We start from the raw sequence: 12348 nt of genomic DNA, 5'->3' as shown, positions 1-12348 counted from the left end.
TAAATTTAGGTATATTTCTCAAGCCAATTAACTCCATTTCAAAGATAGAAATAAATGAGGAATCTTGCTGGCAATCTTTTGTTTGAAAAAGTTATTTACCATGACAACAACACTGTTCAAAACTCTAGGCGCGGCTACAACCTTAGCGGGAATCATCGCTACTGCTGGCTCGGCTAATGCTGCTTCACTCAGCTACACTACTGCTACTAATTTTGCAAATACAGACATTGTCGATTCTACTATTAGCGTTCAGAAGTTCAACTCTGCTCTGGGAACTCTCAAGAAAGTAACATTGAACTTTGTTGGCGACTTAACTGGAGATGCAAAATTTGAAAGTAGAAACGCACGGAATTCTACGGTTACAGTAGATTTGAGTGGAGAGATATCCTTAACACAAGTGAACTTAGAGCCAAAACCTCTATTGTTACTAACTCCACAACAAGTTAACAGTTACAATGTGAGTCCCTTTGACGGAGTAACAGATTTTGGTGGCACATCAGGAAGAACTCTTACTGGTCTATCCGCCACAAAATCTACAGATGCAATTTTTACTGATAGCCCATCTTTGCAAGTATTTACTGGTACTGGCAATTTAGACTTTTTATTCACAGCTTTCGCTAACTCAGTAGTGAGTGGTTCTGGTAACATCACTAGCTCTATCAATACATTAGCTAAAGCAAGTGTCCAAGTCACCTATGACTATGATCCTGCTAAATCTGTACCTGAACCTTCTGCTGCTTTGGGCATTGGTTTAATTGCAGGTCTTGGTATGCTATCACAACGCAAAAAAAGCTCAATGAAAGTCAGCAACTCATAGGATTTGCTGAAGTGAATTAGCTTACCTCAAAAAGTTCATTGCTTAACCAGGTTGTGCAGACAAAGACGTTCATAAGATAACTCAATAATTTCCTAGCCCAGTTATTAATTAACTTGGGTTTTTTATTTTTTGTTCGATCATTCATTTAGACATCGGCTCTCTGGTTGCCTTCAAGCAGTCGAGGAGCTTGATATCAGATAAACTCAATTATTAGCTACTATTATTTGTATTTGACTATTGGTGCAGATGTATGTCAGTTTGGCGTAAGTATAATCTTATTATTAGTCTCAGTATTGCTTTATTGATGACTGGTTGTATTGAAGATAAAGCCTCCCAGTGTCAGCGACTCATTCAAGTTGTCAATGCAGGCAATTCTCTGATAGAGCAAAATAAAGGACAGCAAGTCATTACGAGTTTTCAACTGTCCAAGGATTTAGAGGCTATCACCACATCCCTGAAAGAACTCAACTTAACAGATCCTAATCTCCAAGACCTTCAAAGCCGTTTTGCTAAGGTGTTCCAGAATCTCAGTCAGGCGATCGCCAAAGCATCTAGGGCGCTTGGTATGGCTAAAACGGCTGAAGCATCCTCAACTGGGAGAGAAAAATTACAAAAGGCTAGAAGCGAAATTGATACTGTACTTACTAGTGCAGCTAAAACTGCTGGCAAAGAATCGGATATGTTAGTTGAGGAACTGAATAAGTACTGCGTACAGCCTCAGTAATTTCTTGAAGATATCCGTTATGATTCACTGGGGATTAAATTTCAGTCCCCAAATAATTTTAAAAATAATAGTAATTTTTAGCACTGTTTTTTTTAAAACTTTCCTGAATAACACCATGATTCATTGTCAAATGTAAATATTGGTGTTAGTCAAACCATATACAATGAGTGACATAAGTCTACTGATGGCTAGTGTATTAAGTGCCAGCCAAACCTCTTTGCGTGACAATTTACCAGCACAGCCGATAATTCAGTCAGACAAAGCTGAGGAAAATCTCCAGCGAGATCATTTACCTCTGGCATTTCCCAATGCGGAAATTATCCCACCTGAATTTACACAAGCAGATAACCGCAGCGACTACGCACTTTCACCCATAAATAAAGTTATCCGCGAAGTAACAGCGCCAAATTTCGCTAATTCTCACTTTGTTACAGCAGTACCAGAAGAACTAGTCAATAGAGCAGAATTCTCGCCATCTCTCTCTTTTTATCTGTCTCCAGAAACACCCGATGCAGATGAATCGATGTCTCAAATCAACTCTGTCTCTCAACTGGATGATATACAACCTACTGACTGGGCATTTAGTGCTTTGCAATCGATAGCAGAGCATCATGGTTGTATAACTAACATGGATAGCGGCTATTTAGGGCATCAGGCAATTAGTCGTTATGAATTTGCAACTGGTTTAAAAACTTGTCTCCAGCAAATTCAGGAGTTAATCACTAACAATAAAAATAACGCTATTAGTCATGAGGATTTAATGCTACTACAACGCCTACAAGGTGAGGTGTGGTCAGAGTTAGAAGAGTTGGGAGAAAGTATTACAGCAATTTCATATCAAACTAGCGAATAACAGACAAATCAGTTTTCCACAACGACTAGACTGTTCTGACAAGCGATTTTCAGCCTCCAAGGAACTAACAACAATGATCTAGACTAAAAATTATTTATTCAATAATTCGGGAATCTCCCACCAGCAGATTGTAATTAATATCGAAGCTAGGAAAAGAGCGAGATTTTATCACGAACTTTACTGAAGTTCTTAGTAGTTGTTTTTACAGCTAATGAGAACTTTTTTTTATAAAGACTCATACTTATCATTACCCACTTTCTACTTTCCGACTAGGCAACTAATCTCAAACCCTGCATTTCTCACAAAACGGTAGTGGCTGGTTCATGAGATATTCGTGAATAATTGAAGCATATTTGTGAACCAGCCCCTACAGCCTCTGGACTTCGGTTTGATAAATTTCGTGAGAAATTCGGGAAACATCGTCAAAGACTACATAGATTTACCATTGATGATTTTCTCGCTATACTGTGATTTAATAGTGTTGGTTTTTATAATCGAGCAAAGCCAGTAAGTTAAAGAGAAAATACTGTTTTAATGACTTATCAATCAAACCAAATATTGCTAGCTTTCTAGTCAATAGATTGGTTAATTGTACAAAGCAAATTCATTCATTTTGTGAGTAAACAATTATGACAGAGGAATTGATAGCTAGAGTCTTACAGGTTTTAAGTATAAATGTACGTTGGATGACTTGGAATTTGTTTCTGGCTTTTATACCTTTGGTTTTGAGTGTTTGGCTATTTCGTACTAGACGCAGAAACTCTGGGATATGGTGGTTAGGATTCTTAGTTTTCTACGCTTTTCTACCAAATGCGCCTTATCTATTAACTGATGTAATTCACTTGATACATGATATTCGCACGATTCAATCAGTTTGGTTGATTACTTTGGTGCTGATTCCAGTTTATCTAATCGTTATTTTTGCTGGCTTTGAAGCTTATGTCATATCTTTAATTAATTTAGGCTACTATTTACATCGAATTGGGAAAAGTCAATGGATTTTAGCAGTTGAGTTAATTACACACGCTCTCAATGCTATTGGAATTTACTGGGGTAGATTTTTACGTTTTAACAGTTGGGATTTTATCACTCAGCCAGATGAAGTACTCACTAGAGGCGTTGAAGAACTTTTAGGAAAACAGCCTTTGATTATCATTACTGTTAGCTTTGTGATCCTGCTTGTTTTGTATTTGATCATGAAGCGAGTATCTCTAGGTTTCATTACGCAAAGAAATAATCACATAAACATGAAATCAGAACATACAGAATATTAGAAGAGTAAGGGAGTGAGGGAGTGCTGAGTACTGAGTGAGGGGTGCAGGGGTGTGAACAGTGAACAGTGAACGTTTATTAACTAGTAACTGATAACTGTTAACTGGTAACTGATTTGGTAGGGGTGCAGGGGAGAAGAAAAAATACTAATGACTAATGACCACTGACTAATGACCAATGACTATTGACTATTGACTAATGACTACTCAATATTTGAATCATGAGTAATAGTGACTATTGATCCAAAATCACTTTGCTTACCACTCTTGAGAGCATCAAAAGTACCTTTGATTGTGCCGGCGATGGGAACAGCAACTAATGTACCTAGTAAACCGGCGATTTCATATCCCATTAAAATAGATACAAAAATCCAGATTGGATTAAGCCCAATAAAGTTACCTAATAATTTGGGAGCTAACAAATTATCTTTAATTTGTTGCAGGATAATTGCGGCTATGGCAACTTGAACTGCTAACCACCAGTCTTGTAAAAGTACTAATATTGTCACCAAGCCAATACCTAAAGTTGCACCGATAAAAGGAATAAGTTCAGAAACACCGATGAGTATGGCAAATAATAAGGCAAAGGGTACTTTGAGAGCGAGAAAAATGGGGGTGAGAGCGATAATCATGAACACCCCTAGCAATAACTGACTGAGGAAAAAGTTCTGAAAATTGAGTTGTAGAGAAGCGGTGAGAGGGATGCGAAGATTGGATGGTAACAGATTGATTAAACCATGCCAGACGCGATCGCCATACAAAAGCATATAAAATGCCAAAACCACCACTAACACAAAGTTGAGTAATCCAGACAGCAATGTTCCCGCCAAGCCAACTGCACCAGAAGCCAGCTGTTGTACCAAACTCTGAATACTAGCGTTAATCTGATTGCTCACTACTCGCAAATCAAGAGGTAAACGGCGCTGCTTGGCAAATGTCTCAAACTGCTCTAGGTTGGCTTGACTAGCTGTTAACCAATCGGGAATCTTATTTAATAGTTGGATTGTTTGATCAATGAGCATTGGCACTAAAGTCACAGCCAAGATTCCCAACAGAGTTAAGGTGACAAGCAAAACAATCACCACAGCTTGAGTGCGAGTAATGCGGGCGCGCTCAAAGAATTTTACTGGATAGTTCAGCAAAAAAGCCAAAATTGCCGCAACACTCAAAATCGTAATAGGATTTTGAAAATAGCGAAACAGTACGGATAATAACCAGATATTCAGAGCGACAATCGGGCCACTCAGACCATAGATCAGTAAAAGTTTCAGGGATGGCGAACGGCGCATCTGGGGTAATTTATTTCCGCTACTTTTTGAGACAATTTGTGCAGGTAGTGTTGGCGCTGATCATCATAATAGATATTTTTAACTTTGAACCAGGAGGAAGTAAATTACTATGGATAAAGCTATTGCCGACCTTCGGAAAGACTATACTTTGGAGAGTCTGAGCGAAACTGAAGCCGACCCTAATCCTTTTATACAATTCAAAAAGTGGTTTGAGCAGGCACTGGCAGCCCAACTGCCCGAACCCAATGCGATGACACTGGCTACTACCACACCTGATGGCAAGCCCTCAGCCAGAATGGTACTCTTAAAAGACTTTGATGAAAGAGGATTTGTCTTTTTCACTAACTATAACAGTCGCAAAGGCCAAGAACTAGCAGAAAATCCCCAAGCAGCCATAGTTTTCTGGTGGGCAGAATTAGAACGCCAAGTCAGGATTTTAGGGACTGTAGAAAAAGTGTCTGAAAGTGAATCAGACTATTATTTTGAAAGTCGTCCAGCTAACAGTCGCCTGGGTGCATGGGCATCCAATCAAAGTGAGATTATCCCGAATCGCCAAGTTCTAGAGCAACGGATGCGAGAATTGCAGAGTCAGTATGCAAATCAAAAAGCTCCCAGACCCCCGCATTGGGGAGGCTTGCGAGTGATCCCCACAGAAATTGAGTTCTGGCAAGGACAATCTAGTCGGCTGCACGATCGCTTGCTTTATACTCACTTAGATGATGGTAGCTGGAAGATTCAGCGATTATCACCTTGAGGAGTGCTGAGTGCTGAGTAAGGGAGTGAGGGAGTGCTGTTAGCGGTAGCGTGGCGTTTAGCCCGTGCTGAGTAGTAAGTGAGTGCTAGCGTTAATAGCAATTATTACTCTGTTGCTGCGGGTTTGGGGGTAAACTGAATGCTGGGATCTGGCATGAAGATGTATCTCAAGTACAAGCCACCTAGAACAAAGAGAATAATTAACAGACTACCAATGCCTAAAGGACTGGGGAGCCAAAATACTACTTCTATGTGGTTAAGTTCTCCTGGTTGGAGATGCCATACTAGCTGTCCACCTTGTTTTTCGGGTGCGATGGCGGTTTCTGTTATTTGAATGTTTTTAGCTCCCCAAGGTGTTTTTAAACTAAAATCCAAGTCGAGAATAGAGCTAGCATCGGCTGATACGTTACCTTGACTACCGATCAAAGAGAGCGATCGCAAATCTAAATCATAAATCAATTCATTTCTCACTACTAGCAAGAAGTTATTTTGTGTCACTAGTAAGTTAGACTCAATTTTTGGGAGTTCTGAATTGGCTTCATTGCTTTTATTCTCGGTTTTTTGATTGGCGCGAGAACTGAAAAATTCATTGAACTTGGTTTGTAATTCTTTACCGTTGCTGAAGGGAATTGTGACAAATACTTCTTCTCTAGAAACACGTCTGGCTGTACCTTCTAGTTTGCGAGTACGGCGTTCAATGCTGTTTAACCATTCATAAACATAGTCACCGCTAAAACTGGTCAGTTGTTCTCCTAACTTAATATGTTGTACCAGTTCTCCACGATTGGAGTTATCGAATTTCACGCCCACATCGTATTTAACACAACCAGACATTAACAGTGCTGTTAACAGTATTAATAACGAAATAGGTTTATTGATGCGAGGTTTATGAGGCAATTTTGCTAGTAAAAACCTCAACGGTCTAACTAAAACTGTTAAAAGTTTACCAATAAGAGAATAGTTCATTAATATATGTCCTCTGCAAATTTTGAGTTTGTCAAAGAGAGTGAGAGAGTGCTGAGTGAGTGTACTTCAACTGCGTTCAGTAACTGGGAATGAGGGAGTGCTGAGTAAAAAATTCTCGCTTCTAGCCTCTAACACCGAGCCAGATCAAATACGAAATAGTGATCCCAACGGCAATGAGTGCTACCCAGATAAAACGATTATCTTTGGTATTGACCTGAGTGAGATCAACAAATTCGACTTCAGTCGGCTTTTTCCGTTCAGATGATTGGCGTGGTTTAGCTGTGATGCGAGTTTTGGCTTCATTATCAGACAATGCTGCCAAATCGGGAATTTGTGTCATCCAATTACTAGGTCTTTTGAGCCTTGGTGCTTGCAAGATGTAAAGTAATCGCCGGGCTTGTTGACTTGTTTCTGCATGGGGATGATGACGGAGTTGCTGACAAAGAGCGATCGCATCTTCTGTACGTCCGGCGGCTTCATAAGCCGTGACTAACCAAATTTCTACTTCACCTCCCAAACGAGTGTTTCGTGCTAATAATCCACTGGCTGTTTCCAGATTTTCTACAGCTTCTCGATATTGCCCACTTTCAAAGGCAATTTTACCCGCTTGGTATCTAGTTTTAGCTAGTTCTAAACTTTCTGTATTCACCTTAGTCATTGGTCATTGGTCATTGGTCAATAGTCAATAGTCATTGGTCATTGGTCATTGGTCAGCACTCTCTCACTCCCTCACTCCCTCGCTCCCTCACTCCCTCACTCCTCTACTCAGCACGGGCTGAACGCCCCGCTTCCGCTAACAGCACTCACTACTCACTACTCCCTTACAGATTAACTATACTGAGAACCGAGGATCATTGTACCGATCCCCACGTCAGTAAAGATTTCTAACAATAGGGCGTGAGGCAAACGGCCATCGATGATGTGTGCTGCACGGACTCCTTGAGCAAGCGATCGCACACAGCAATTCACTTTGGGGATCATGCCACCACTAACTACACCACTATTAATCAACTCACGGGCTTCACGAATATCTACTTTAGGAATTAAGGTTGAGGGGTCTTTATAATCTTTTAAAATACCTCTGGTGTCAGTCAATAAAATCAATTTTTCTGCTCCCAGCGCAGCTGCTATTTCACCAGCTACAGTATCAGCATTGATGTTGTAAGCTTGTCCCGATTCATCAGCTGCCACACTAGAAACCACAGGGATGTAGCCGTTACTGGCTAGAGTGTCCAAAATTTTGATATTGACATTACTGACTTCCCCGACAAAACCAATATCCTCTTGACCTTGAGGACGAGCAGTAATCAAGTTACCATCTTTACCACAAAGCCCCACTGCCAAACCACCAGCTTGATTAATTAGGGCAACAATTTCTTTATTAACTCGACCAACTAGCACCATTTCTACCACATCCATTGTGGGGGCATCGGTAACTCGTAGACCATTCTTAAATTGTGCCTCAATGCCCAGCTTATCTAACCAACTATTAATTTCTGGGCCGCCACCATGAACTAAAATTGGTCGCAACCCGACGCAAGACAAAAACACAATATCGCGGATCACCTGATCCTTGAGGGTGCTATCTTTCATTGCTGCACCACCATATTTAACAACAACGGTGCGCCCGGCAAATTGTTGAATATAAGGTAGTGCTTCACTTAGGACACGTACTCGTGTAGCTTCGGCTTGCCTAATGTACTCAGTATCGTTGACCATCACTAACAGCTGTTGAGACTTAAATACTTATGCAGTAAGTGTAAAAGACTTTGCCATTAGTCACAATCTCTTGTGATATAAGTCATTAGTCATTAGTCATTGGTCAATAGTCAATAGTCATTGGTCAATAGTCAATAGTCATTAGTTATTTTCTCTTTTTTCTCATACCTCTACACCCCTAAACCCCTAAACCCTTACACCTCCATACCCCTACACCCCTAATTCTTACTTCAAAACACTGGGTATTGCTGCCATGACTTTATTGGCGATTTGTTCTGGTGTTTCACCTTCATTTACAGTGATGCGTAAATCGGCTTGAGAATAGAGTGGTGTTCTTTGGGCGAAGAGCGATCGCAATTTGCCTTGGGGATCGGGTTCTTGTAGTAGCGGTCTTGTGGTATCTTCTGCTAGGCGGGCGTAGAGTAAATCTACTGGTGCATCTAGCCAGACAACTAAACCGTGATGTAGATAACCCCAGTTTTCTTGTCGTAAGATAATGCCTCCACCAGTAGCGATCGCTAGTTGAGTATAAGCACAAATTTGGGCTAAGACATCACTTTCTAATTGGCGAAATGCTTCTTCTCCGGCTTCGGCAAATATCTGATTAATAGATTTTTTGCTGGCTTGACAAATAATCTCATCAGTGTCTACAAATCTATAGGCTAATTGTTGGGCTAGTAAGTTGCCGACTGTAGTTTTACCAGTCCCCATCATGCCAATTAGGTATACGTTGACTCCCTTTAATAAACTACTCACGCTCTTTCAAATCTCCAATTTCTCATGATGTTCTCTGGTGTGGTTGTTTAAATTTGCACTGACAATTGTCTGACTCATTAATAGATTACCTTTTTGCTCGGCACTTAATAGCCAATTTTCCTCTATCAAGCAGTCTATTATGTATTCCTGTAGGGCTGGATTTGGCTTAAAGCCTGACGATTGCTTTGTGATTAAAGAACGTTTTTGTAGTAACTCTATGGCTTCTAAGATTAGTCTTTGGGAAATTCGAGGTGACAATCCTGGTATAATACTTGCTGGCAACTGATTAACCCCAACAGAGTTTTGATTGCTAGTAATCCAATAGATGATCTGTTTTTCTAGATGGGATAAGCGATGAAATTGCTGATTGAGAATGTTTCTAATATCTCCAAAAATCACCGTACCTTGGGCGATAAATTCAGCAATTTGCCCAGAAAATAATTCTTGAATAGTATTAGCTACTAATTTTAAAAATAATGGATTACCTCCATACCAGTTAAATAATACTTGCAATTCTGTTTCCGCAATTTGACTCAATCCTTTGTCTTGCAGAATTAATCTGCTGTCTTGTCTTGTTAAACCAGTTAATTGTAAAGAACGAACAGGTAATCTATCTCCTTCTAAAAGGGTAATTTCCGGAGTTTTTTCTCGGCTAGTAAAGATTAAACAGCTTTGATGTTGAGATTCTCCTACCCTTCTAATTAATTCTTGATAAATCTCATAACTGGAATTGTATTTGATTTGAGATAAAATATTAGGATTTGGGATATTTTTTATACCTACAGTAGTTGCTTGTGTGTGTTGATGGTCATTAGCGAGAATAGAGTCAAGATGATCCAAGATGATTAAGCAACGTGCAGAACGTAAACAATCTATGAGGCGAGAAATTTTAGTTTCTACAGTCTCAGTCACTTTTGATTCAATATGAGGGGATAAAAAGGCGATTATTTGATCTAATATCCCCTCTGGGGTAGGTGCGAGAAGTAGCGATCGCCAGATAATATAATCAAAATGTTCTTGAACCTCTTGAGCTAGTTTGATGGAAAACGCTGTTTTTCCAGTGCCACTCATACCCAAAAGTGCAATTAGCCGACAGTGTTCCTGAATAATCCATTGTTGAACTTTTGTTAGTTCTGCTGCTCGTCCGTAGAACATACTTACATCAATTGCTTCACCCCAGTCTTGGGTAGAAGTAAGTTGAATTTTTACTAACTCAGTTCCTGTTTCTTGGTGTATTTGTTGATGACTATTAATTAGTTGTGGTAGTAACCTATCCTTTTTGTAGCCAGCTTTTTCGAGCAAATAAGTAACACGACTCCAATTTTTGACTTTGACTGAATACCCTGCTTGAATACTCAGCATTTCTTCAATGTATTTGTATAAACCATTAGATAGGTAAACTCTCACAGTGCTGCTACTACGGCTTTGATAAACGATACTAGCAATCTCTGCTGGACTACAGCCACATAGTAAGCCTCTGAGAAATTTCTTTTCTACTGGTGTGAGAGCTTTTCCCTTAGTTGATGCTAAATCTATGTATAACTTTTCTAACTCCCAGTTGTTTATGGCCTCGATAAATTCCTCTATCTGATGAGAATCATTAGTTGCCATTACTGTTTTCTATGTATTGGATGTAACTTAGGCAATATGTTAGCGATTCTTTGATAAAGTCAGAATAAATTGCAGGTGAATTTATAACAAATTTACTAACTGTTGTTAGGTGACTTCAGAGTAATCGATTAGGTATGTTTGGCTTAATATAAATTTAATCAAGCTTCTTTGAAACTTTATGTAGACAAATGCTGTCAATACAAACTAGTGTCTTTCTATCTCTAAAGGAGCTGATTTATTTGGCTAGAATACGGTGTTTCTTAAAGCACAGGCATGAAGTTATTAGACTGAATGACAGTCAGCTTTAACTAATAATTGTTGCAGATAAAAGTGTAAAAAAAGACAATGCAACTTTCAAAAAACCATTAAGCTGTTTGATCAATTGGCATATCGAAGCGTAAGCAAGACTGCATATTCTACCTGGTTAGCCCAGATTAATTAATTGTGGTGTGTAATGAGGCATCAACCATGACTCGAATTCGTGACGTTGTGCAACAAGCTATAACAACTGGTTATCTGACGGTTGACGCAGAAAATCAGCTACGGCGTTTATTAACCACTCATTATGATTTAGACGATTTAAATGCTTTCATGAGTTTGCAAGAAGCTGCTATGAACGGTAGAGTCAAGCAGGAGTCTCGTGAGCGCTGTGGAATTAAATAAGTAGGGCCCAGAAAAATAGGTTGGGTTAAGCACAGCCCAACCCAACCTTGTATCTTAAGAGAAGTAGTAGACCGTCCCAACCTTGGTCAAAATAGATGGCTGATTTGCATTATTTACGAGGGCGTTCATCCTCAAAATCATCGTCATCGTCGTCAAATCCCCAATCATCTTCATCGTTAGCTACTTCATTGGCTGGAGGTTGATAAGGAGGGATGATTACTCGGTAATCAGCATCGTAGACAGATTCAGTTTTACCTGCGGCGGTGTTTTTTGGCTCACGATAGCTATAAGAATAGGTGGAACCAGATTGAGAACTGCTTTTGGGTTGTTGTTGACGTTCGTAGACAGTAGAGTCTCGAACTGATTGGGCTGGAGAATTAGGATTTGCCGCTTCTTGTGGCTTTTGTGCAAAATCCCAATCATCATTTGCACCAGTATTCGTTTCCCAATCATCAAACTCATCACTATTAGACTCATCTTGCTCACGAACTGGTGATTGACTAGATGGAGGGGGTGTAGATGCTGTTTGGCGGGTAGTTGTGGCACGTCTAGAAGTTGTAGTTGATTTGAATGGGGCTGGGCGTGGTTGTCCCCCAAAATAATTTGATAATTTAAACAAGCTGGTAATTAGTAAAGATGTGCCAGCACCAGCAGCCGTACTAAATAGTATCCACAACGCTAATGGCAATGGTTGACTCCGCATCCCTAAAAACACCAGTGATATAACAGGTGACCAATTTTGAACTAACAACAGTGTTAGTCCACCCATTACTGCTACTAATAGAATTAAGCGAATTAGAGGCATAAATTATTAGTCATTGGTCATTGGTCATTGGTCAATAGTCAATAGTCAATAGTCAATAGTCAATAGTCAATAGTCATTGGTCATTAGCATTTCCTCTTCTCTCCTGCACCCCTACCAAATC

Annotated in this window: 13 protein-coding genes; 6 read left to right on the top strand and 7 right to left on the bottom strand. The window is 39.8% G+C overall.

The genetic code is table 11. The features are described 5' to 3' along the window. Positions 1-100 precede the first annotated feature (100 nt). From FD725_RS21205 to FD725_RS21190, 4 genes are all read left to right on the top strand, one after another. Positions 101-817: a choice-of-anchor E domain-containing protein gene (locus FD725_RS21205; protein ID WP_179049975.1), complete on the top strand. Its 717-nt coding sequence runs from the start codon at positions 101-103 to the stop codon at positions 815-817. Positions 818-1067: 250 nt separating this feature from the next. Further along, a complete protein-coding gene (locus FD725_RS21200; protein WP_179049974.1) occupies positions 1068-1541 on the top strand; it encodes a hypothetical protein in 474 nt (157 codons plus the stop codon). Positions 1542-1725: 184 nt separating this feature from the next. Next, complete coding sequence (locus tag FD725_RS21195; RefSeq protein WP_218653129.1) at positions 1726-2394, top strand: iron uptake porin; 669 nt, start codon at positions 1726-1728, stop codon at positions 2392-2394. Between the two features lie 629 nt (positions 2395-3023). Further along, the gene (locus tag FD725_RS21190; protein WP_179049972.1) at positions 3024-3668 is read left to right on the top strand and encodes a DUF1361 domain-containing protein; all 645 of its coding nucleotides are present in this window, start codon (positions 3024-3026) and stop codon (positions 3666-3668) included. Between the two features lie 200 nt (positions 3669-3868). Here the strand turns inward: FD725_RS21190 and FD725_RS21185 are convergent, their stop codons facing one another. Further along, entirely contained in the window at positions 3869-4954 is a 1086-nt protein-coding gene (locus FD725_RS21185; RefSeq protein ID WP_179049971.1) for an AI-2E family transporter, read from the bottom strand. Positions 4955-5063: 109 nt separating this feature from the next. On the opposite strand from FD725_RS21185, the gene pdxH reads away from it, so the two are divergent. Continuing rightward, a complete protein-coding gene (gene pdxH, locus FD725_RS21180; protein WP_179049970.1) occupies positions 5064-5708 on the top strand; it encodes a pyridoxamine 5'-phosphate oxidase in 645 nt (214 codons plus the stop codon). Positions 5709-5812: 104 nt separating this feature from the next. Here pdxH and FD725_RS21175 read toward each other — a convergent pair whose 3' ends face one another. The 5 genes from FD725_RS21175 to FD725_RS21155 all read right to left on the bottom strand — a co-directional run bounded on the left by FD725_RS21175 (position 5813) and on the right by FD725_RS21155 (position 10759). Then, positions 5813-6673, bottom strand: a complete 861-nt coding sequence (locus tag FD725_RS21175; protein WP_179049969.1) for a DUF3153 domain-containing protein — start codon at positions 6671-6673, stop codon at positions 5813-5815. A gap of 121 nt (positions 6674-6794) precedes the next feature. After that, on the bottom strand, positions 6795-7331 hold the full coding sequence (locus FD725_RS21170; RefSeq protein WP_179049968.1) for a tetratricopeptide repeat protein: 537 nt from the start codon (positions 7329-7331) through the stop codon (positions 6795-6797). 170 nt (positions 7332-7501) lie between these two features. Continuing rightward, positions 7502-8395 (bottom strand): acetylglutamate kinase, encoded by an 894-nt coding sequence (gene argB, locus FD725_RS21165; protein WP_179049967.1) that lies wholly within the window; start codon positions 8393-8395, stop codon positions 7502-7504. Positions 8396-8617: 222 nt separating this feature from the next. Continuing rightward, a complete protein-coding gene (locus tag FD725_RS21160) occupies positions 8618-9148 on the bottom strand; it encodes a shikimate kinase (RefSeq protein ID WP_179049966.1) in 531 nt (176 codons plus the stop codon). 6 nt (positions 9149-9154) lie between these two features. Beyond that, positions 9155-10759 carry an NB-ARC domain-containing protein gene (locus FD725_RS21155; protein ID WP_179049965.1) on the bottom strand — a complete coding sequence of 535 codons (1605 nt, stop codon included), beginning with the start codon at positions 10757-10759 and terminating at the stop codon, positions 9155-9157. A gap of 468 nt (positions 10760-11227) precedes the next feature. Here FD725_RS21155 and FD725_RS21150 point away from each other — a divergent pair, with 468 nt between their 5' ends. Continuing rightward, positions 11228-11422 carry a hypothetical protein gene (locus FD725_RS21150; protein ID WP_179049964.1) on the top strand — a complete coding sequence of 65 codons (195 nt, stop codon included), beginning with the start codon at positions 11228-11230 and terminating at the stop codon, positions 11420-11422. Between the two features lie 109 nt (positions 11423-11531). Here the strand turns inward: FD725_RS21150 and FD725_RS21145 are convergent, their stop codons facing one another. Continuing rightward, a complete protein-coding gene (locus FD725_RS21145) occupies positions 11532-12227 on the bottom strand; it encodes a LapA family protein (protein WP_179049963.1) in 696 nt (231 codons plus the stop codon). Positions 12228-12348: the final 121 nt, after the last annotated feature.

This window comes from Nostoc sp. TCL26-01, from assembly GCF_013393945.1.
Taxonomy (GTDB): Bacteria; Cyanobacteriota; Cyanobacteriia; order Cyanobacteriales; family Nostocaceae; genus Trichormus.
Note: the sequence above shows the minus strand (reverse complement) of the source record. Positions and strands in the feature narration are given on the sequence as shown.

Bases quoted from the DNA above. Each gene is read 5' to 3' on its own strand.
- FD725_RS21205 (WP_179049975.1), top strand. From the start codon at position 101: ATGACAACAACACTGTTCAAAACTCTAGGCGCGGCTACAACCTTAGCG.
- FD725_RS21200 (WP_179049974.1), top strand. From the start codon at position 1,068: ATGTCAGTTTGGCGTAAGTATAATCTTATTATTAGTCTCAGTATTGCT.
- FD725_RS21195 (WP_218653129.1), top strand. From the start codon at position 1,726: ATGGCTAGTGTATTAAGTGCCAGCCAAACCTCTTTGCGTGACAATTTA.
- FD725_RS21190 (WP_179049972.1), top strand. From the start codon at position 3,024: ATGACAGAGGAATTGATAGCTAGAGTCTTACAGGTTTTAAGTATAAAT.
- FD725_RS21185 (WP_179049971.1), bottom strand. From the start codon at position 4,954: ATGCGCCGTTCGCCATCCCTGAAACTTTTACTGATCTATGGTCTGAGT.
- pdxH (WP_179049970.1), top strand. From the start codon at position 5,064: ATGGATAAAGCTATTGCCGACCTTCGGAAAGACTATACTTTGGAGAGT.
- FD725_RS21175 (WP_179049969.1), bottom strand. From the start codon at position 6,673: ATGAACTATTCTCTTATTGGTAAACTTTTAACAGTTTTAGTTAGACCG.
- FD725_RS21170 (WP_179049968.1), bottom strand. From the start codon at position 7,331: ATGACTAAGGTGAATACAGAAAGTTTAGAACTAGCTAAAACTAGATAC.
- FD725_RS21155 (WP_179049965.1), bottom strand. From the start codon at position 10,759: ATGGCAACTAATGATTCTCATCAGATAGAGGAATTTATCGAGGCCATA.
- FD725_RS21150 (WP_179049964.1), top strand. From the start codon at position 11,228: ATGACTCGAATTCGTGACGTTGTGCAACAAGCTATAACAACTGGTTAT.
- FD725_RS21145 (WP_179049963.1), bottom strand. From the start codon at position 12,227: ATGCCTCTAATTCGCTTAATTCTATTAGTAGCAGTAATGGGTGGACTA.